This window comes from Streptomyces sp. NPDC104367, assembly GCF_055583825.1.
On record NZ_JBVJND010000011.1, the window covers coordinates 43,194 to 64,183 of the forward strand.

The following is a 20,990-nucleotide window of genomic DNA, read 5'->3' on the forward strand; positions in this document are numbered from 1 at the left end:
TCACGCCCGCGCGGCGCGGCCGCCTGCCGGCACAGCCCCGCGCCCCTGACGGGGCGCCCCGCCCGCACCCGGTCCGTCAGTCGACCTCCGCCACGGCCTCGGCGAACTGCGCCTTGTACAGCCGCGCGTAGGCGCCGTCCGCGGCCAGGAGCTCCGCGTGCGCGCCCTGCTCCACGATCGACCCGTTCTCCATCACCAGGATGGTGTCCGCGTCGCGGATCGTGGAGAGGCGGTGGGCGATGACGAACGACGTGCGGCCGTCCGCCAGTTTGGCCATCGCCTTCTGGATGAGGACCTCGGTGCGGGTGTCCACCGACGACGTCGCCTCGTCGAGGACCAGGATCGTCGGGTCGGACAGGAACGCCCGCGCGATGGTGATGAGCTGCTTCTCACCGGCGCTGACGCCCGTGCCCTCGTCGTCGATCACGGTGTCGTAGCCCTCGGGGAGGGTGCGGACGAACCGGTCGGCGTGGGCCGCGCGCGCCGCCTCCTCGATCTCGCCCCGGGTGACCTCGCGGGAGGCGCCGTACGCGATGTTCTCCGCGATGGTGCCGCCGAACAGCCAGGTGTCCTGGAGCACCATGCCGATGCCGGAGCGCAGTTCGTCCCGGGACATGCGGGTGACGTCGACGCCGTCGAGGGCGATCCGGCCGCCGGAGACGTCGTAGAACCGCATGAGCAGGTTCACCAGCGTGGTCTTGCCGGCGCCGGTCGGGCCGACGATGGCGACCGTGTGGCCCGGTTCCACCGTCAGCGAGAGGTCCTCGATCAGCGGCTTGTCCGGGTCGTAGCGGAAGGAGACGTGCTCCAGGTCCACCCGGCCGCGCAGTTCGGCGGGACGCTCGCCCTGAACCGGGTCGGCCTCCTGCTCCTCGGCGTCGAGGAGTTCGAAGATCCGCTCCGCCGAGGCGACGCCCGACTGCACCAGGTTGGCCATCGACGCGACCTGCGTCAGCGGCATCGAGAACTGCCGGGAGTACTGGATGAAGGCCTGGACGTCACCGATGGACAGGGCGCCGGAGGCGACCCGCAGACCGCCGACGACCGCGACCAGCACGTAGTTCAGGTTCGACACGAACATCATCAGCGGCTGCATCACACCGCTGTTGAACTGCGCCCGGAACCCGGCCTCGTACAGCGCCTCGTTCTGCTCGGCGAACTGCTTCGCCGACTCCTCCTGCCGGCCGAAGACCTTCACCAGGGTGTGCCCGGTGTACATCTCCTCGACGTGGGCGTTCAGCTTGCCGGTGCTGCGCCACTGCTGCACGAAGTGCGGCTGGGAGCGCTTGCCGACCCGGGTCGCGACCACGAAGGACAGCGGGACGGTGACCAGGGCGACCAGGGCGACCAGGGCGAGGATCCAGGACACCCAGAACATCACCGCCAGCACGCCGACGATGGTCAGCACCGAGTTGATGAGCTGGCCCATCGACTGCTGGAGCGTCTGGCCGATGTTGTCGATGTCGTTGGTGGCCCGGGAGAGGACCTCGCCGCGCTGCCGCTTGTCGAAGTACGACAGCGGCAGCCGGGACAGCTTCGTCTGGACGTCCTCGCGCAGCCGGTACATCGTGCGGTTGACGGACCGGTTGACCAGGCGCGTGGCCACCGCCATCAGCAGGCCGGCGACCAGGTACGTACAGAGCGCGAACAGCAGGACGTCGCCGACCCGGCCGAAGTCGATGCCCTGGCCCGGGGTGAAGTCGGTGCCCTTCAGCATGTCGGCGACCGTGCCCTGGCCGCGCTCGTGCATGGACCGCAGCACCTGCTCCTTGGTGGTCCCGGCGGGCAGCTGCTTGCCGATGACACCGGAGAACACCAGGTCGGTGGCGTTGCCGAGGATCTTCGGGCCGATGACGTTCAGGGCGACGCTGCCGACGACGCACACCAGCAGCGCGTAGATGGTGAACCGCTCGGGTTTGAACTGGGCGAGCAGCCGCTTGCCCGAGTTCTTGAAGTCCATCGAGCGCTGGTCGGGGCCGCCCCCGGCCATCATGCGTCCCATGGGCCCGGCCATCAGGCGGCCTCCGCTTCCGTCAGCTGGGAGAGCACGATCTCCCGGTAGGTCTGGTTGCCGGACATGAGTTCGTGGTGGCGGCCGGCGCCGACGACCCGTCCCTCGTCGAGGACGACGATCCGGTCGGCGTCCCTGATGGTCGCCACCCGCTGGGCGACGATGACGACGGTCGCCTCGGCCGTCTCCCGGGCGAGCGCGGCGCGCAGCGCGGCGTCGGTCGCGTAGTCGAGGGCGGAGAAGGAGTCGTCGAAGAGGTAGATCTCGGGGCGCTGCACCAGCGTGCGGGCGATCGCCAGGCGCTGGCGCTGGCCGCCGGAGACGTTCGTACCGCCCTGGGCGATGGGCGCGTTCAGACCGCCCTCCAGCTTCTCGACGAAGCCCTTGGCCTGCGCCACCGTCAGCGCGTGCCACAGCTCCTCGTCGGTGGCGTCGGGGTTGCCGTAGCGCAGGTTGGTGGCCACGGTCCCGGCGAACAGGTACGGCTTCTGCGGGACCAGGCCCACCGTCCTGGCGAGCAGCTTCGGGTCGAGGCCCGCGACGTCCTCGCCGTCCACCAGGACCTGGCCGTCGGTGGCGTCGAACAGGCGCGAGACCAGCCCGAGCAGGGTGGACTTGCCGCTGCCGGTGGAGCCGATCACGGCGGTCACCTCACCGGGCCGGGCCACCAGGCCGACGGACCTGAGGACCGGCTCCTCGGCACCCGGATAGCGGAATCCCGCGCCCCGGATCTCCAGGTGGCCGTGGCGGCGCAGCTCGGTGACGGGCGTGCGCGGCGGGACCACGCTGGACTCGGTGTCCAGGACCTCCTCGATGCGCTCGGCGCAGACCTCCGCGCGCGGCACCATCATGAACATGAAGGTGGCCATCATCACGGACATCACGATCTGCATGAGGTAGGCGAGGAAGGCGGTCAGGTCGCCGATCGCCATCTGGCCGCTGTCGATGCGGTGGGCGCCGAACCAGACCACCGCGATGGACGACACGTTCACCGTCGTCATGACGATGGGGAACATCAGGGCGAGCATCCGGCCGGTGGCCAGCTGCATCTCGGTCAGGTCCGCGTTGGCCCGGCCGAAGCGCTCCTGCTCGTACCCGTCGCGGACGAAGGCGCGGATGACGCGGTTGCCGGTGATCTGCTCGCGCAGCACCCGGTTCACCGTGTCGAGCCGCACCTGCATCGCCCGGAACAGCGGCCGCAGCCGGCGCACGATCAGGGTCACCGAGACGCCCAGCACGGGCACGACGGCGACCAGCACCCCGGAGAGCGGGACGTCCAGGCCGAGGGCGAGCACGATGCCGCCGACACACATGATGGGCGCCGACACCATCAGGGTGAACGTCATCAGGACCAGCATCTGGACCTGCTGTACGTCGTTCGTCGTACGGGTGATGAGCGAGGGCGCCCCGAAGTGACCGACCTCACGCGAGGAGAAGGACTGCACCCGGTCGAAGACGGCGGCCCGCACGTCCCGGCCGAGCGCCGACGCCGTCCTGGCGCCGTAGTACACGGCACCGATGTTGCACACCACCTGCGCGAGCGAGATGCCGATCATCAGTGCGCCGAAGGACAGGATGTAACCCGTGTCACCCTTCACGACGCCGTTGTCGATGATGTGCGCGTTGAGCGTGGGCAGGTAGAGGGTGGCGCAGGTCTGCAGGAACTGCAGCAGCACCAGGATGGAGATGGGTTTCCTGTAGGGCCTGAGATAGGTCCGCAGAAGTCGTATGAGCACGCTACGTCTCTCGGAGTCGGCGGGGTGGGCGGGGCGTCGCCTGCCCGAAAGGGCTAGGTGTTTGCCCTAGGCCCCTATCGTCCGACACTCCACCCGCGTTACCCCAACCGATTAACCCGTCGGCGGAAGCCCTGCGGCGCCCGGGGGCGCGCGGTCAGACCCGGAACGCCCCGGGATGCGTCTGTTCGCGCACCGACACGTACTGCTGCCGCACCGCCTGTCCGACCGCCAGTTCGTCACCGGGCTCCAGCACCTGGGCCGCGGGACCCTGCCACACCGGCGGGGTCCGCGGGTCGAGCGTGCCCTGCGACACCCCGAGCGCCCACGCCGCCTGCCGCGCCGCGCCGATCGCCGCGTAGTCCGCCGGCTGCGGTACGACGACCTGCGCGCCGAACAGCATCGGCGCCGCCGCCTGCACGGCCGGCAGCTCGGCGGCCCCGCCCAGCAGGAAGATCCGCCGCACCTCCACCCCGCGCCCGCGCAGCACGTCCAGCGCGTCGGCGAGCCCGCACAGCATCCCCTCGAACGAGGCCCGCGCGAGGTGCTCCGCCCTCATCGACTCCCGCCGCAGCCCGGCCAGCGTCCCCGCGGTGTGCGGCAGGTTCGGCGTCCGCTCGCCCTCCAGGTACGGCAGCATGACCAGCCCGTGCGAGCCCGGCGTCGACTTCATCGCCAGATCCGACAGACTCTCCAGATCGGCCAGCCCGAGCAGCTCGGCGGTACCGCGCAGGGTCCGCACGGCGTTGAGCGTGGTGAGGACCGGCAGGTGCATGCCGGTCGCGTCGGCCAGCGAGGTGATCATCCCGCTGGTGTCGGAGAGCGCCTCGGAATGCACGGCCATCACCGACCCCGACGCGCCCAGCGACACGACGGCGTCCCCGAAGCCGAGGCCCAGCCCGAAGGCGGCGGCCATCGTCTCCCCGGTCCCGGCCGAGATCAGCAGCCCCTCCGGCGTCGTACCGGCCGCGTCGGACGGTCCGATCACCTCGGGCAGCATCGTCTGGTGCCCGAGGGCGAGTTCGACCAGATCGGGCCGGTAGCCACCGGTCGCCGCCGACCAGTACCCGGTCCCGGACGCCCCGCCCCGGTCGGTGGTCCGCCGCACCGGCCGCCCCAGCAACTGCCACACCAGCCAGTCATGGGCCTGGAGGAGCACGGCGGTGCGCCGCGCGTTCTCCGGCTCCGCCTTGGCCAGCCAGCGCAGCTTGGTCACCGGCTGCGCGGCCTGCGGCACGCATCCCACCGCCTGCGCCCAGGCCTCCCGGCCGCCGAGCGCGTCGAGCAGGTCGGCCGCCGCGACCTGGGCGCGCTTGTCGCCGCCGACCATCGCCGGGCGGACGGTGTTGCCCTGGGCGTCCAGCGGGACCAGCGCGTTCTGCTGGGCCGACACGCCGATGGCCTGGACGCCCTCCAGGAGGCCGCCGCCGGCCGCCTCGCCGAGGGAGAGCAGCCAGGCCTGCGGGTCGACGTCACTGGGGCGTCCCGTGCCCGTGCCGGTGCTCGTGCCGTCCGGCGTGTCGACCGGGTGCGGCGCGTATCCCTGGCGGAGCACCGCGCCGGTGTCCGTGTCGCAGACCACGATGCGAGTGAAATCGGGTGAGCTGTCCAACCCGGCGACTATCCCCATGCCCGAAATTCTGCCGCACGCGCCCCTGTGGTCCGGCCGACGGGGCGCGGTAGGGGTTCACCCGGTCCGGCGGGCGTGCGGGCGTCCTCGCTGGTCGCGTGGTTCCCGGCCCCGGGCGGGACCGGCCGCCCGCCACGGAAACGTCATGTGTTGCTGGTGCCCCAGTCGTCCGCGCCGTCGGACCGGCCGCGCTCGCGCAGGGAGCGGACCCGGGAGGCGACCGAGTCGGGCATGCGGTCGCCGACCTTCGCGCTGACCGAGTGGAACGCCTTGCCCGCCAGCTCACGGCTCTGCTGGGCGGCGGACTCGGCGGTGTTGCGGACCGCGGGGTTCTGGGCGACCTGGCGGGCGGACTTCTTCAGCTGCTCGTATCGCTCGCGTCCGGCCCTGGTACCGAGCACGTAACCCAGAGCGAGCCCTGCGACGAACGTGAGCCTGTAGCGCATGGCGGCGACCCTTCCGGTGTGGGGGAGTACCGATTGGCGGAGCACCCCCCTGCTTGCGCTAATGTATGTGTCGCAGCGAGCGAGCGCCCCCTGGCGAATACCCAGGTAGGTACGTTCGATGCAACGAGGCATTCCTCCGTAGCTCAATTGGCAGAGCAGCCGGCTGTTAACCGGCAGGTTACTGGTTCGAGTCCAGTCGGGGGAGCTCGGTCCTCCGTAGCTCAATTGGCAGAGCAGCCGGCTGTTAACCGGCAGGTTACTGGTTCGAGTCCAGTCGGGGGAGCATGCTGAACGAGGGCCCCTTCCGGGGTCCTTTTTCATGTCCGCGGGAACCGCCGGGCCTGCGCCGATGTCCTCAAGGTCATGAACGTCGCAGTTCGCCGACCATCCGAGGCAGGAGATCGTATGAGCGGCTATGCTGCGGCAGACGGCGCGCACACATGTACGCGACACGCCGCTATGGGGCGGTAGCTCAGCCGGTTAGAGCAGCGGACTCATAATCCGTCGGCCGTGGGTTCGAGTCCCACCCGCCCCACCATGGCAGAGAAACGCAGAAGCGTTTCTTGCAGGCCGAACGGCAACGCCCTTGCCCGCACGGGGGCGTTGCCCGGGACCCGACGGCCCGCCCCGCGCCCGCCCGAGACCCGGTCGGCCGCCTCACCCCGTGGAACCCACCGGCGGACACCGGCCTTCCCTTGCCCTTCCCTTCCCTCCTTCCCGTCGGCTCTCATGTGCCGTCGTCGGGCGGTGCCGTGGTGGCAGGGGTGTGGGCGGCGAGGGCCGTGTCGATGGCGCGCAGATGGCGGGTGACCGGGCCGAAGGAGACCAGACCGCTGCCGGCTCCGGCGTACTCCGCCCCGGCCGCCGCCAGTTCGGCGCGGGCGCGGCGCAGGACCGGCAGGTGCCCCACGGCCGCGGCGGCACGGGCGAGCACGCACCACAACGCCTCCTGGAGGAGGTCGTGCGGCGGGCGGGGCACCTCGGTCAGCGCCCGGCGGGCCTCCTCGGCGGCGCCCGAGGCGGCCAGCAGCAGCGGTTCGAGCCAGGGCCGGTACGGGCCCGGGTCCAGGCCCGCGAGGTCCTCGGGGCCGGGCAGGGCGTCGCCCCGCATGACCGGGACCAGCGCGACGAGGACGGCGGCGCCCCCGGTGAGACCGGGCATGCCGCACCCGGCGGTCTCCGCCAGGACCCGCGCGTACTCGCCCCGGCCGGCCGTCCCGCCCCCGGTCTCCCAGGTGCGCAGCGCCCGGTACCAGGCGGTGAACACCCCGGCCAGCGGCCGTTCGTTGCGGACGGCGAGCCGGTCGATCTCCTCGGCCTGCGCGTCCGCCGCCGCGAGGTCGCCGAGGCCGGCGAGCGCCTGAAGGCGGATCAGACGTCCCAGGACCTCGTGGCCGGGCAGCTGGTGGTCGGCCGCCAGCCGGGTCAGTTCGGCGCCGAGGACGTCCCGGCGGGCGGCCGATCCGCAGGTCGCGAAGGACTGCATGAAGGCGCCGTTGAGGGCGAACGCCAGCAGCGCGGGGTCCTGGAGGCGGCGGGCGATGCGGACGGCCTCCCCGGCGGCGCGTTCCGCGCGCAGCCGCCACGCCTCGGCCCCGGGGGCGCCGGCCGCCCGCGGAAGCGCGGTGTCGGCGGCCGCGTCGCCGCGTGACTCGACCGCGACGACCGACAGCAGCCGGGCCCGCAGGGCGGGCGGTCCCTCCGGGCCGAGCCGGGCGGCGGCGCGGGCGGCGGCCCGCACCAGTTCCGCGGCGCCGTCGGGATCGTCGGCACGGGCCCACAGGGCGGGGACGTCGTAGGAGCCGATGATCCTCGCGGCCAGTTCGGTGTCGCCGGTCGTCTCGGCCGCCGCGACCAGGTCCCGGCGGTGCTCGCGTGCCTCCTCCAGGCCGTCGGCGCCGGTCACCGCGAGGTCGCGCAGCAGACCGGCCGTGGCGTGCAGCCGGGCCCGGGAGCGGGCCGGTACCGAGCGGTCCCAGGCGGCGGCCGCGCGGTCCCAGACACCGTCCGCCGCACCGGCCGGCTCGGACCGTCCGGAGCCGGTGGCGCCGCCGAGGACACGGGCCTCGGCGCGTGCCAGGGCGGGACCGCCGCCGGGGCCGTACGCACCGGTCAGGGCCCGGCGGGCGTGGCGCAGCGTGTCCAGGGCCTCGCCGCGGCGCCCGGACCGGTCCAGCGCGGTCGCCAGCAGGACCCAGCCGTCCTCCCGGCCGGGGTGCGCGGCGACGTGGGCGCGCAGGTCGGCGACGGCGTCCCGGGCGGCGCCGGTGGCCAGCTGGGCGTCGGCGCGCCGCTCGACGGCGTCCAGGCGCAGGGCCTCCAGCCGGGCCTGTTCGGCGGCGGCCCACGCGACACCGGCGAAGTCGGCGAGGACCGGCCCGCGCCACCCGGCGAGCGCCTCGTCCCACAGCGCGACGGCGGCGTGCGGGGCGGCCCCGGCGGCCCGTGCGGCGGTGTCCTCGAACCGCCAGGCGTCGACCGCCGCGCGTCCGGCCCGCAGGGCGTAGCCCGGGCCGTCCGTGACCAGCAGCCGGGACGGCCGGCGCGGCGGCCGCGCGGGTTCCAGGGCGCGGCGCAGGGCGGCGACGAAGGTGCGGACCGCGCCGACCGCGCCGGCCGGGGCTCCGTCCTCCCACAGGTCGGCCACGAGCCGGCCGACGGGCACCACCCGGCCCCGGGCGATCAGGAGCCGCCCCAGCACCTCGCGGTGGCGCGGCGCGCCGAGCGGCAGGGGGCCGCCGTCGGGGTCCCAGGCCGCGACCGGTCCCAGCAGCCCGAACGTCACGTCCGCCGGCGGTCCGGACCCCACACCCACGGCATCGTCCCTTCGCGGGCGGCGCCGTCCCGGGGTGCCGCGTGTGTCCACGGGCGTGTCCGCACCCGTTCGCGTGTGTCCACGAGTGTGTCCACTCATCGATCGCTGATCCGGGGCCCGCAACCTGGGTGCCGTCCCCGGGCGCCCCGGTCCGCCGAGGCCGGAGGGCCGGGGACGTCCACTCTGCCACGAGCCACAGGAGTCGCTGTGAACCACCCGAGCATTCCCGGATTCACCGAGCACCGTGTGCCGGTCGGTGACGGCGTCACGCTGAACGCCGCCGTCGGCGGCACCGGCAGCCCCCTCGTGCTGCTGCACGGTTTCCCGCAGACCCACCTGATGTGGCGGCACGTCGCCGCCGACCTCGCCGCCGACCACACCGTCGTCTGTCCCGACCTGCGCGGCTACGGCGCGAGCGGCAAGCCCGCCGAGAACGGGCCGGAGACCTACTCCAAGCGGACCATGGCCCGGGACGTCGTCCGTCTCGCCGCCGCGCTGGGACACGACCGCTTCACCCTGGCCGGCCACGACCGCGGTGCCCTGGTCGCCTTCCGCGCCGCGATGGACCACCCGGAGACGGTCGCCCGCGCGCTGTTCCTGGACGTGCTGCCGACCCTCGACATGTGGGACGCCCTGCGCGGGGTGAGGGGCACGGTCGGCTTCCACCTCTCCCTCATGGCCCAGCCCCCGGGCCTGCCGGAGCGGATGATCGAGGCGTCCGCCGACGCCTTCTTCGCCCACTTCCTCGACGCCTGGACCAACACCCCCGACGCGATCCCCGCCGACGTCCGCGCCCACTACCTCGCCGCGTCCGCCGCGGCCGTGCCGTCCATCGTCGCCGACTACCGCGCCTCGGCCGGCGTGGACGTGGCGCACGACACCGTGGACCGGGAGGCGGGCAACCGGCTGGCCATGCCGGTCACCGTCCTCCAGCAGGACTGGGGCGCGGCCCTCGGCTACCACGCCGAGGGACTGTGGCGCGCCTGGTCCGACGACCTGCGCCACCGCACGGTCTCCTGCGGCCACTTCATGGCCGAGGAGGCCCCCGACCTCATCACCACCGAGATCCGCGCCCTCACGACCCGCTGACACCGGATCCGCACCGGCCTCCGCCACGCTCCTTCCCTCCGGAGCAGCGGGCCGGGCCCCGGGCGTGATCTCCGGGTCCGTCGGGTAGCAACGTCCTGCTTCGCCGGTGCCGGAGTGCGTGGTGAGGGGGAGGACGGGATGTCGGACGCGGGACCGCCGGACGGGTGGGAGGCTCATGAGGGTCGGTTGTGGGAGGCGTACCGGCACGGCGAGTGGTGCGAGGACGTGCCCGAGGTCCGGGCCGAGGTGCTGCGGTGGCTGCTCGTCGCCGCGCCGCGCCCGGTGCCGGGGCGGCTGGCCCGGCTCAGACTCCGCGGCGCCCGCGTCACCGGCGCCCTGGACCTGGCCGAGGCGACCGTCCAGGGCGCGATACGGCTGGAGTCCTGCCGCTTCGACGAGGCGCCCCGTCTGGACGGCGGTCAGTTCGGCGCGCTCCAGTTCACGGACTGCGTCCTGCCCGGACTCGGTGCGGCGGGCACCCGGGTGGGCCAGGAGTGCGAGATCGTCGGCTGCACGGTCGACGGCACCCTGAACCTCCGGTCGCTGAGCGTCGGCACCCGTCTGCTCCTCGACGGCTCCACGGTCCACGCGCCCCAGGGGGCCCAGGCCCTCGACGCCCGGTCGCTCGCCGTCGAGGAGCACTTCTCGGCGGCCGGGCTCGTCTGCACCGGGCCGGTCCGTCTCGACAGCTCCCGGATCCAGGACACCCTCGGCTTCCGCGGTGCCAGGATCCAGGGCGACCGGGCCGGCTTCCAGGCCCCGGAACTGACCGTCGGCGGCGGCCTCTACCTCGACCGGGGATTCGCCAACGACGGTGGGATCAACCTCTACGGCGCCTCGATCGGCGGTTCGCTGCACCTGGAGGACAGCACCCTCACGGGTACCGGCGAGCGGCGCGGCGAACCCGCGCTGCAACTGCTCTGCGCCTCGGTGGGCGGCGACATACAGGGCGGCTCGGGGCTGGTCGCGCGGGGGTGCGTCGACCTGCGGGACACCACGGTGCGGGGCAGCGTCGTGCTGCAGCGGGCCCGGCTGGAGCCACCGGACGGCACCGCGCTCAAGGCCCATCGCCTGCACGTGGGCGGCGACTTCAACTGCCGCAAGGGCTTCGTCGCCGAGGGCACCGTCGACCTCTGCGACGCCAGGGTCGGCGGGTCGGTGCTCTTCGAGGGCGCGGAGCTGACCGGCCGCGCCGGGGCCGCCGCGTTACGGGCGAACGGCATAGAGGTGGGCGCGGAGTTCAACCTCTGCGACGGGCTCACCGCGCACGGCCGGATCTCCCTCAGCAGCATCACCGTACGCGCCAGACTCTGTTTCGAGGGCGCCGCGCTGGACGCCCCGGCGGGGGAGCGCGCGCTGATCTGCCGGCGCTCCTCGGCCGCCGAACTGACGCTGAAGCCGCGCGAGGCACCGGACGGCATCGTCGACCTCAGCCACACCCGGATCGGCGTGCTCCGGGACGACCCGGCCACCTGGCCCCGCTCCCTGGTCATCGAGGGCCTCTCCTACGACAGCACCCACCCCGCGCTGCCCGGGCGGCAGCGGCTGGACTGGCTCGACCGCGACCCGGCCGGCTTCGCCCCCCAGCCCTACGAGCAGCTGGCCGCCAACTACCAGCGCCACGGCCGGGACTCCGACGCCCGCGTCGTCCTGCTCGCCAAACAGCGCCGGATGCGTACGACGCTGACCTGGCCGGCCCGGTTCTGGAGCCTCCTGCAGGACCTCACCGTCGGCTACGGCTACCGGCCGCTGCGCGCGGTGCTGCTGCTCGCCGTCTTCTTCACCGTCGGTACCGCCCTGTTCGCGACCTGGCCGCCCGCGCCCGACGGCGACGGGACGCCCCCGGACTTCCAGCCCGCCGTCTACACCCTCGACCTGCTGCTTCCGGTGATCGACTTCGGACAGGACCGCGCGTACAGCGCCCAGGGCGCCATGCAGTGGGTGGTCGTCGTCCTGGTCAGCGCGGGCTGGATCCTCGCGACCACGGCCGCGGCCGGCGCCAACCGGGTCCTGCGCAGAACCTGACCGCCCCCTTCGACGGCAGAACCCGACCGTCCCTTTCGGCGGGAGAGGGCAACCGCGACCGGCTCCCGTGTGTCTAGCCTGCGTGACACGCCATCAGGTCCGCCGTGGGGAGACGGCGGGCCTGCTGATCCCGAAGGGGGAACCCATGCGCATCCGCCCGGCCGTCGCCGCGCTGTCCCTTGCCACCGGCCTCGCCGCCCTGTCCGCCTCGGCCGTTCCGGCGTCCGCCCGGCCGGCGGCGTCCGCCGCGCCCAGCGACACGGTCTTCTCGGACGTCGTCGTCAACGGCGGCAAGGACATCGTGCTCGGCCTCACCACCAAGAAGACCGTCACCCTCACCTGGACGGCCACGGACCCGGACGGCGTCGCCGCCGCCTGGGCCTACCTGTGGCACGGCCCCGACACCGACGACGCCGACGGCATCCTGCCCGCCTACCCGCCGGCCGGCACCTGCACCGTCTCCGCCACCGACCCCGCCGTCTCCGACTGCACGACCGGCTTCGGCGTGGACGCGGCACGGGACTTCGACGACAACGCCCTCGCCGGCACCTGGAAGGTGCTCGCCGAGGCACAGGACACCAACGACGACTGGACCGACACCGACGTCGCCGGCACGGCGAGGATCAAGCGGTACGCCCGGGTCACCGTGAACGCCTCGCCCGAGCCGGTGAAGAAGGGCAGGACCGTCACCGTCACCGGCCGGCTGACCCGCGCGAACTGGACCAGCGGCACCTACACCGGCTACCAGGGGCAGTCGGTGCGCCTCCAGTTCCGCAAGAAGGGCAGCAGCGTCTACACCACCCTGAAGACCGTCACCACCGGCAGCGGCGGCACGCTGCGGACCACCACCAGGGCGAAGACGGACGGCTACTTCCGCTACGTCTTCACCGGCAGCGCCACCACCGGCCCGGCCACGGCGACCGGCGACTTCGTCGACGTCAGGTAGCGGCCCGGGCCGCACACGGTCCACCGAGTGACATGAAGAACAGGCAATGACTTCTTCCTGAATCCCTCGTTACGGAACGCGGAAGGCTCTTCCGCCCTCCTCCCGTGCGTAGGCAATGTGCGCGGGCAGGGAAGTCAGGGACCGACGACATGGGTTTGACCAGTCAAACGACCGTATACGCGACGGTGGCACTCGCCGCCCTGTGCGTGGCGCTGCTGGTCTGGCTGTGGCCGCGCTTGGCCGGGCCGGGACTGTGGCAGGTGCTCGGGCGGCTGGGGGCCGTCGGCGTGACGCAGGTGACGATAGTCGCGGCGTTCGCGTGCGCGGTGAACTCGTCGTACCAGTTCTTCGGTTCCTGGGGCGAGCTGTTCGGTCACGTCGACACCGCTCCCGTCGGCGTGACCCAGGCGGCCGGCGGGAACGGCGGCGGCTCGGTGAACGGCATAAGCAGTGTCCGCGGCGCGCTCGTGCAGCCCGCCGGCGACGAACAGCTGAGCCGGGTCAGCGGGCTGCCCGCCGGACCGGCCGCGTCCGTCGGACGGGTGGAGTCGGTCAAGATCATCGGCAGGCGTACCGGCGTGGTCGACCCCGCCTTCGTCTATCTCCCGCCGCAGTACTTCCAGAAGGCTTACCACCGCATGCGCTTCCCGGTGATCGTCGCGCTCAGCGGCTACCCGGGCAGCATCTTCAACCTCGCCGAGCACCTGCGGGTCTCCCAGACCGCCGGGGAACTCCAGGCCGGGAACGAGATGCAGCCGACGATCATGGTGATGATCCGGCCCACGATCGCCCCGCCGCGCGACACCGAGTGCGTGGACGTCCCCGGCGGCCCGCAGACCGAGACGTTCCTCGCCAAGGACCTGCCGGAGGCCGTCAGGTCCGTCTACCGGGCCGGCCACGACGCCGGTTCCTGGGGCGTCATGGGCTACTCCTCGGGCGGCAGCTGCGCCCTCCAGCTCACCATGCGCGACCCCGGCGTCTACACCACCGCCGCCGCGCTCTCCCCCGACTACCAGGTCAAGGACGACCCCACCACCGGCAACCTCTTCGGCAGCGGCCCCGGCCGCCAGGCCCGGGTGGACGGCCACGACCTGATGTGGCGGCTCAAGCACCTGCCCGCACCCCAGGTCTCCGTCCTCGTCGCCAACAGCAAGCACGGCGAGAAGGGCTACCCGCAGACCGAGGCCTTCATCAAGGCCGTCAAGGCACCCATGCGGGTCGTCTCGATCCTGCCCGAGAACGGCAGCCACAACTTCCCCACCTGGGTGCGGGAGATGCCCGCCGCCCTGAAGTGGATGAGCAGCCAGCTGACCTTCCCCCAGGACGTCGTACCCCGCCACCACGCCGACCGCACCACCACACCCGGCGACACACCCGGCAACGCGCCCTCGCCCGGTCCCGCTCCCAGCTCGCTGCGCGCGGAGGGCGCCGAACGCAGGCCCACCGCCACCGCGCACCGGTGACGGGCCGGGCGCAGGAAGCGCGTCCGCGCACGGCCCGGCATCCGTGCGCGGACGCCCGGCCGGAGCAGAATCCGGAGCGTGCTAGCCGCCTACATCGAAGAACTCGGCCCACCGGACCGGATCCGGGTCGGTGAACTGCCCTCACCCCGGCCCGGCCCCTGCGACGTGCTGGTCGACGTCGAGGTGACCGCCGTCAACCCCGTCGACACGTTCGTACGCTCCGGCGCCTGGCGGACGCCGATCCCCTTCCCCTTCGTCATCGGACGGGACCTGGTCGGCACGGTCGCCTCGGCCGGTCCCGGCGCGCCCGGCTTCCGTCCCGGGGACCGCGTCTGGTGCAGCAGCCTCGGGCACGCCGGCCGGCAGGGCGCCGCCGCCGGGCAGGCCGTGGTGCCGTACGACCGTCTCTACCGGCTGCCGGACGGCGTCGACCCGGTGGACGCGGTGGCGCTCGCCCACCCGGCGTCCACGGCCCACCTCGCGCTCTTCACCCACGGGCGGCTGCGGCCGGGGGAGACCGTCGTGCTCCTGGGCGCCGCCGGGAACGTGGGCGGCGCCGCCGTGGTGATGGCCGCCCGCGCCGGGGCCCGGGTCGTGGCCGTCGCCTCGGCCGGGGACGCCGGCCGCTGCCGTGCGCTCGGTGCCGGGGCGGTGGTGGACCGCCGGGACCCCGAGGCGGCCCGGCTGGTCCGGGAGGCCGCGCCCGACGGGGCCGACCTGTACGTCGACACCTCCGGGCACAACGACCTGGAGACGGCGCTCGGCCTGCTCGCGCCCCGCGGACGGATCGTCCTCATGGCGGGACTGCGGACCCGGCCCGTCCTGCCCGCCGGGGAGCTGTACACCCGGGACCGGTCGGTGCACGGCTTCGCCATCTCCGGTGCCCGCACCGACGAACTGGCCGAGGCCGCCGCCCATGTCTCCCGGCTGACCGCCGACGGACTGCTGTGTCCCCGCGCCACCGAGGTACTGCCCCTGCACGAGGCCGCCGAGGCCCACACCCGCCTGGAGACGGGCACCGCCCACGCCAGGCTGGTACTTCGGATCCCCTAGCCCCCGACTCTCCGCCGCCCCGACTCTCCGCCGCCCCGACTCTCCGTCGCCTCGACTCCCCGTGAGAGTGTCGACAGTAGGCCGGTTCTGGGTGGTGGGATCTGAGAATATTGCTCAACTGTCGACAGTAGAGCGGGAGTTGGGGCAGACTGCGCGGCGATTCGGAAGCGATCGTGGAGGAGTCGTTCATGGCATCGAACAGTGCGTACGAGCCGTCCATGAGGGATCGGGTGCGGGCCCTGGTGCTGCTCGCGACCGCGGGGGCCGGTTCCGTGGCGCTCCCGGGCACCGCCCGGGCCGCGGACGGCACCCTCACCGTGGGCGCCGGCGAGACGTACGTGGTGGACACGACCACCACCCTCACCGCGCTGACCGTCGCCGAGGGCGGCACCCTCGCCGTACCCGACGGCTACAGCCTCACCATGACCGTGGACGGCGTGGAGACCGGCTCCGCGCTGACCGCGACCCTGGCCACGAGCACGACGATCGCCCCGGGGACGTACACCGGCGACATCGTGCTCACGGTCACCGAACAGAACCTCGCCACCTTCGCGGGCGTCACCTTCCCGCTGCGCCAGGCCCTGTACGCCGACGCCGACGGCGTGGTCACGGCCAGGTCCGTCACCCCGGCGCTGGTGGGCGGCACGGTGACCGGCACGGCGGCGCGGGGCGTGAGCGTCACCTCCACCGGCGAGGCCTTCGACGGCTTCTACGTCGCCGGGGGCGCGTCGTACGCGATCACGGACACCACCATCGGCTTCACCGGCAACGGCCGGTGCGACTTCGTCGGCGACGGCGCGGCCGTCGTCGCCACCGGCCCGGGCACGCGGCTGGTCGTGGACGGCGTCACCGTCTCCAACACGGGGGTCGTGCGCAGCGGGCTGGTCGCCGAGGACGGGGCGAACGTCGTCGTCAAGAACTCCACCATCCGGTGCCTGAACGGGACCCTGCCCTCCGACTACGTCTTCGGCGGCGGTGCGAACATGCTCGTCGTGCCCTGGCGGCTCGGCATATCGGGCAACGTCCGCGCCACCAACGTCATCGGCACCGGCACCACGGCCACCTACCTCAACTCGACCATCGCGTCGCAGACCTGGGGCGCCTTCTCCACCGACTCCGTCTCCGGCGCCCGGGCCACCGCCGTCAACTGCACCATCGGCAACCTCGGCGACGAGGGCTACGCCTCCTTCGCCGACGGCGACGTCACGGAGCGGATCCTCGGCTGCACCGTCGACGCCGGCACCTACGCCACCGTCATCGGCGCCTCCAACAGCACGCTGTACTACGGCGACAGCACCCGCGAGGACGTCGCACAGCTCAACACCGACCTCGAACTGGGTCTGACCGACGACGAGCTGGCCGCCCTGCCGGTGCGGAGCACCAGCATCACCTCCGGGCAGTTCGGGGTGATGTGGCACGGCGCCGGAACCCTGCACATCAGCGGCGGGACGGTCCTCACCACCGCCGCGACCACCTTCCTCGACAAGGCGGTCCGGGCCACCGTCACCGTGGACGGCTCGCAGGGCGCCGCCCTCGAACCCGGCAACGGCGTCATCCTCCAGGTGATGGAGACCGACAACCCGGGATCGAACGCCGGCGTCTACACCGAGCCCACGGACGACCCCGTGAAGGACGGCAGTTGGGACGTCTTCGCCGCGCACGACACCGACACCTCGGCGTCCTTCACCGCCATCGCCCTCACCGGCGACTTCTACAACGCGATGCGCACCGGCCGCAACATGCTGCTGGGCTTCGACGGTTCGAGCGTCACCGGCGTGCTGTCCGCCTCGCTCTCCCGGCACGCGCTCGACACCATCACCTCCGCCGAGTACGCGCAGCTCGGCCATGTCACCAACACCGCGCAACCGGTCGTCAACAACGGGGTGGTCGTCACGCTCACCGGCGGCTCGCGCTGGACGGTGACCGGAACCTCGTACCTCAGCCGGCTGACCCTGTCGGCGGACTCCGCGGTGACCGCGCCCGCCGGGGCCACGGTCTCGATGACGGTCGACGGGGAGCCGACCGCCATCGAGCCGGGCGGGGACTACAGCGGCGCGATCACCGTGACCGCGGGCTGATCACGGCCGTCAGCCGCAGGAGCCGGTGAACACGTCCACCGCGTCGTCGCTGCTGCTCGCCACCACCAGGTCCTGGGTGCCGTCGGACGTCACGTCGGCGGCGGCCGCCTCGTACGCCCCGGCCGCCGTCAGCTCGGTCGGCTCGGCCAGCGGACCGCCCGAGCTGCCGGTGTAGACCGACACCGAGTTGCCGTTGAGGGAGGAGACCAGCACGTCCGGGATGTCGTCGCCGTTGACGTCGGCCGAGTCGACGGCGACCGGCAGGGCGGACGTGGTGTAGTCGACGGGGTCCTGGAAGGTGCCGTCACCGTTCCCGGCGTAGATCTCCAGGGTGTCGGAGCCGTTGCTGACCGTGGCCAGGTCGGTGGTGCCGTCCCCGTCGAAGTCGCCCTGGGCGAGGGAGTACAGCCGGGCCACGCTGCTGTAGCCGGTGACGTCGCCGAAGGTCCCGTCGCCGTTGCCGAGGGCCACGCTGATCCCGCCCGCGGTGGCGACGCTCGCGGTGGCGACGTCGAGGTTGCCGTCACCGTCGAAGTCGGTGAGGACCAGTCCGTGCGGCCGGGTCACGGTCACCGTCTGCGAGGAGACGGTGAACGCACCTTCACCGTCGCCCAGCAGCAGGTTGACCCGCCCGGCCGACTCCTCGGCCACCGCGATGTCCAGATCGCCGTCCCCGTCGACGTCCCCGGCGACCAGCGAGCGGGCGCCCGAGCCGACCGTGTACTGCGTGGCCGTCCCGAAGGCGCCGTCGCCGGTGCCGAGCAGGACGCTCACCGTGCCGCCGTCGAAGTCGGCGGTGGCGATGTCCGGGTTGCCGTCGGCGTCGAAGTCGGCGATCACGGACTGGTACGGCTTGTCGCCGACGGCGTAGTCCGTGGCCGTGCCGAAGGTGCCGTCGCCGTTGCCCAGGAGGACGGAGACGGTGTCGGCGTCGTTGTCGGCGGCGACCACGTCGGCGTTCCCGTCGCCGTCGAGGTCGCCGGTGACCACGTGCCGGGGGTTGTCCCCGACGGCGGCCGAGGTGTCGGACAGGGTGAAGGAGCAGCTGGTGGCCGTGACCGTGGTGGGCTGGCTCGCCGACGCGACGGCGGTGAGGCCCGCGGCGACCGTGAGGGCACCGGCGGCTCCGTAGGCCAGGACGCGCGCGGCCCGGCGGTTCCTGTGCTTGCTCATGACCGGACGGGTGTCCTTCCGTGAGACGCGGATGTGTCTGTCATGGGCACGGGAACCTACGGGCACCTCCTGTGAGTCACGTGTTACGGGACCGTGGTTTCCCGGAGTACCGGCGCGCGGGTCGCGTCCCCTTCCGCCCCACTGACGTTCGGACCCGCGTGCACGACGGTCACCGGATCGATACCCGTCAGCCTCTCCGACGCCCAGGACGCGATCATCACCGACTGGACGACCGCCCTGTCCGACCTCGGCCTGAGCTGACCCGCCCCCGGCCCCGCCGCCCCGCCCCGTCCCGCACAGGGCGGGACGGCGGGGCCGGCTCCCTGGGAAGGGTCCCCTTCCCTCGTTGTCTGTACGCGGGCATCATGAGAGGTACGGCCCGTCAAGGGCCCCACCGGACAGGGGGTTTGGTCGGATGGAACGCGCGGGGCACGACATCGCGACGGAACTGGTGAACGTGGCGGATCTATCCCTGGACGAGCTGATGCTGTGTCCTGCGGGTGATCTCGAGGGGTCGGTGCGGCGCATTCTGCTGGAGGTCGATCTGCCGGTGCCGTTGACGGCGTCGTCGGGTGCTACAGGCTGCTGAACGGCTCCGACTGGAGGCCATTCATTGAGGAAGAAGAATCAAGCGCGATTACCTTCCGCTCTCTTCTTTGCTGAGATCCGTGAAGGTATTGGCGACTTGCATCGCCTGCCAGCGGAGTCTTTCCGTCAGCTGTCCCTGGGCGGTGGTGACAGCGAAACCCTTGAACTGTTGTGTCAGGGGCAGAAGAGCAAGCGTTTTGTTCTGATCCGCATGCTGCTTGAGGCCATCGCCGCCGATCCCGCATCTCTGGGGCCGTTGCCTTCGGTGCACTCCGCCTGGAAGCTGCTCAGCCGGGTTCAGTATGAGAATCCGGAAGCACTCGAAGGGGTGCTGATGCATCCTTCGACCGGTGTCTGGGCGGCGTACGTCTTGCGGCGTCTGCGGGGGGTCAGGTCGGGTGACCTCCCCCTGTGGACGGAGACAGGGTACTTCCACACACTCGCCGTAGCCGCCGCCATCCGCGCCGGCACGGAGTTTCACGCTCAGGTGCCGGTGCCCGGCGACGGGACGCTGCACCTGCCGTCGTTGGGCACCGTCAGCCTGCCCAGTGGCCTACGGCCTTACGTCGCGACCCTCCGGGGAGCGGGCCGAGGCGGCGGCAGCGTGTCCGTCGTCACACCCCGGGGCGCGTGTGTGTTGCTGCCGGAATCCCTGGACGCGCCGTCCGCCGGCTGGCGCCCGCTTCCACGGATCCGGGTCGAACGGGGCGGACACAGCCTCTGTCTGACGTTGGACGACACCGATTCCTATGCGTCCTTCGTTGCGGGGCGGGAACCGGTCGAGCAGACCACACAGAGCCGGAACCGATGGCAGGCCCTCACCGAACATGTCTGGGAGACACTGGTGGCCGGCCAGCCCGACACCGCCGACGGTCTCGCGGCGCTGATGCGCTCCATCGTGCCTCTGGAAGCGGTGGTGAGCGGGGATCCCTACAGCGTCACCTCGCCCGAGTCCTTCGGTAGCGCGATGGTGCAACTTCCCCTCGATCCCACGGCTTTGGCCGTCAGCCTGATCCATGAGGCCCAGCACATCAAGCTCGGTGCCCTGCTGGACATGATCACTCTTACCCGGGAGCCGGGCCCTGCCCAGTACCACGCGCCGTGGCGGCTCGATCCGCGCCCGGCCTCCGGGCTGCTGCACGGCGCCTACGCCTACCTGGGCATCGTCGCTTTCTGGCGTCGGTATCACCCGACGGCGACCGGACAGGAGGCCGGCCGAGCACAGTTCGCCTATGCCCTGTGGCGGCGCGGCACGCTTGCCGCGGTCGAGGACCTTCTTGGATCCGGGGAACTGACCGAGTTGGGGATCTGGTTCGTCAGCAACATGAGGGAGTGCTTGGTCGACTGGTGCGCGGAAGCCCTGCCCATGCAGGTCGAGGCGGACGCCGCCCTGGTGACCGCGGACCACCTTGGCATGTGGCGGCTGCGTAATGCCCGGCCCCCCGAGTCCGATGCCGCACTGCTGGCCGGGCATTGGAAGCACGGCTCGTTGACGGGATGCCCCGAAGCTGCCGGGTCGGTCGTGCTGGCCGATGCGCTGCCTCGGGAGAGACCTGTGCGGTCAGAGCTGGCGCGACTGCGCTGGGAGGACCCGAAGCGGCTCGCGTGGCTGCGCAGGCATCCGGAATCGCTGGGCGCGACCTCGGCGGACACGGCTTTGATCGACGGTGACTTCGGCACCGCTCTGCGCGAGTACCGACGGCAGTTGCACGCTTGCCCTGAGCAGTCGAGTTCCTGGATCGGGCTTGGCCTGGCTGCGCGTGGCAACGGCGACGACTGTGCCGCGGCTGCGTTGCTGGGCCGACCGGAGCTGGTCCGGGCGGTCTACCTGCGGTTGGCTGCCGAGGCCGTGCCAACCGATCCCTGCGCCCTCGCGGGCTGGATCGGGGGGCGGCACAGGGAGGAGGCGATGGCAGGGCCACCGCCTCAATGGAAATGAC

At 72.5% G+C, this 20,990-nt stretch carries 15 protein-coding genes and 3 tRNA genes; 12 read left to right on the forward strand and 6 right to left on the reverse strand.

All coding sequences use genetic code 11. From position 1 onward, the window contains the following. Positions 1 to 76: 76 nt before the first annotated feature. The 4 genes from ACZ619_RS18260 to ACZ619_RS18275 all read right to left on the reverse strand — a co-directional run bounded on the left by ACZ619_RS18260 (position 77) and on the right by ACZ619_RS18275 (position 5,820). Positions 77 to 2,014, reverse strand: coding sequence for an ABC transporter ATP-binding protein (locus ACZ619_RS18260; protein WP_469599778.1), 1,938 nt, complete (start codon positions 2,012 to 2,014; stop codon positions 77 to 79). After that, complete coding sequence (locus ACZ619_RS18265; protein WP_469599780.1) at positions 2,014 to 3,747, reverse strand: ABC transporter ATP-binding protein; 1,734 nt, start codon at positions 3,745 to 3,747, stop codon at positions 2,014 to 2,016. Before ACZ619_RS18265 ends, ACZ619_RS18260 begins: the two co-directional genes overlap by 1 nt. A 154-nt stretch (positions 3,748 to 3,901) precedes the next feature. Next, on the reverse strand, positions 3,902 to 5,374 hold the full coding sequence (locus tag ACZ619_RS18270) for an FGGY family carbohydrate kinase (protein ID WP_469599782.1): 1,473 nt from the start codon (positions 5,372 to 5,374) through the stop codon (positions 3,902 to 3,904). A gap of 143 nt (positions 5,375 to 5,517) precedes the next feature. Continuing rightward, positions 5,518 to 5,820 carry a YtxH domain-containing protein gene (locus ACZ619_RS18275; RefSeq protein WP_469599784.1) on the reverse strand — a complete coding sequence of 101 codons (303 nt, stop codon included), beginning with the start codon at positions 5,818 to 5,820 and terminating at the stop codon, positions 5,518 to 5,520. Between the two features lie 132 nt (positions 5,821 to 5,952). On the opposite strand from ACZ619_RS18275, the gene ACZ619_RS18280 reads away from it, so the two are divergent. The 3 genes from ACZ619_RS18280 to ACZ619_RS18290 all read left to right on the forward strand — a co-directional run bounded on the left by ACZ619_RS18280 (position 5,953) and on the right by ACZ619_RS18290 (position 6,358). After that, positions 5,953 to 6,025: transfer RNA gene (locus ACZ619_RS18280), tRNA-Asn, on the forward strand. Between the two features lie 5 nt (positions 6,026 to 6,030). Beyond that, a tRNA-Asn gene (locus ACZ619_RS18285) sits at positions 6,031 to 6,103 on the forward strand. A gap of 178 nt (positions 6,104 to 6,281) precedes the next feature. Beyond that, positions 6,282 to 6,358, forward strand: a tRNA-Ile gene (locus ACZ619_RS18290). Between the two features lie 189 nt (positions 6,359 to 6,547). On the opposite strand, the gene ACZ619_RS18295 is transcribed toward ACZ619_RS18290, so the two are convergent. Beyond that, positions 6,548 to 8,635 carry an AfsR/SARP family transcriptional regulator gene (locus ACZ619_RS18295; RefSeq protein WP_469599786.1) on the reverse strand — a complete coding sequence of 696 codons (2,088 nt, stop codon included), beginning with the start codon at positions 8,633 to 8,635 and terminating at the stop codon, positions 6,548 to 6,550. Positions 8,636 to 8,842: 207 nt separating this feature from the next. Between ACZ619_RS18295 and ACZ619_RS18300 the strand changes: the two genes are divergently transcribed. From ACZ619_RS18300 to ACZ619_RS18325, 6 genes are all read left to right on the forward strand, one after another. Further along, complete coding sequence (locus ACZ619_RS18300; RefSeq protein WP_469599787.1) at positions 8,843 to 9,724, forward strand: alpha/beta hydrolase; 882 nt, start codon at positions 8,843 to 8,845, stop codon at positions 9,722 to 9,724. 138 nt (positions 9,725 to 9,862) lie between these two features. After that, a complete protein-coding gene (locus ACZ619_RS18305; protein ID WP_469599789.1) occupies positions 9,863 to 11,749 on the forward strand; it encodes a pentapeptide repeat-containing protein in 1,887 nt (628 codons plus the stop codon). Positions 11,750 to 11,894: 145 nt separating this feature from the next. Next, positions 11,895 to 12,695: a hypothetical protein gene (locus ACZ619_RS18310; RefSeq protein ID WP_469599791.1), complete on the forward strand. Its 801-nt coding sequence runs from the start codon at positions 11,895 to 11,897 to the stop codon at positions 12,693 to 12,695. 149 nt (positions 12,696 to 12,844) lie between these two features. Next, entirely contained in the window at positions 12,845 to 14,158 is a 1,314-nt protein-coding gene (locus tag ACZ619_RS18315) for an alpha/beta hydrolase (protein WP_469599793.1), read from the forward strand. Positions 14,159 to 14,236: 78 nt separating this feature from the next. Next, positions 14,237 to 15,211 (forward strand): NADPH:quinone reductase, encoded by a 975-nt coding sequence (locus tag ACZ619_RS18320; protein WP_469599794.1) that lies wholly within the window; start codon positions 14,237 to 14,239, stop codon positions 15,209 to 15,211. Positions 15,212 to 15,399: 188 nt separating this feature from the next. Further along, a complete protein-coding gene (locus ACZ619_RS18325) occupies positions 15,400 to 17,289 on the forward strand; it encodes a hypothetical protein (protein ID WP_469599796.1) in 1,890 nt (629 codons plus the stop codon). 9 nt (positions 17,290 to 17,298) lie between these two features. Here the strand turns inward: ACZ619_RS18325 and ACZ619_RS18330 are convergent, their stop codons facing one another. Beyond that, positions 17,299 to 18,462 (reverse strand): FG-GAP repeat domain-containing protein, encoded by a 1,164-nt coding sequence (locus ACZ619_RS18330; protein WP_469599798.1) that lies wholly within the window; start codon positions 18,460 to 18,462, stop codon positions 17,299 to 17,301. A 93-nt stretch (positions 18,463 to 18,555) separates the two neighbouring features. Here ACZ619_RS18330 and ACZ619_RS18335 point away from each other — a divergent pair, with 93 nt between their 5' ends. The 3 genes from ACZ619_RS18335 to ACZ619_RS18345 all read left to right on the forward strand — a co-directional run bounded on the left by ACZ619_RS18335 (position 18,556) and on the right by ACZ619_RS18345 (position 20,989). Beyond that, positions 18,556 to 18,723 carry a hypothetical protein gene (locus ACZ619_RS18335; protein WP_469599799.1) on the forward strand — a complete coding sequence of 56 codons (168 nt, stop codon included), beginning with the start codon at positions 18,556 to 18,558 and terminating at the stop codon, positions 18,721 to 18,723. A gap of 154 nt (positions 18,724 to 18,877) precedes the next feature. Continuing rightward, positions 18,878 to 19,051, forward strand: coding sequence for a hypothetical protein (locus ACZ619_RS18340; protein WP_469599801.1), 174 nt, complete (start codon positions 18,878 to 18,880; stop codon positions 19,049 to 19,051). A gap of 24 nt (positions 19,052 to 19,075) precedes the next feature. Next, positions 19,076 to 20,989, forward strand: a complete 1,914-nt coding sequence (locus ACZ619_RS18345) for an HEXXH motif domain-containing protein (RefSeq protein WP_469599803.1) — start codon at positions 19,076 to 19,078, stop codon at positions 20,987 to 20,989. Position 20,990: the final 1 nt, after the last annotated feature.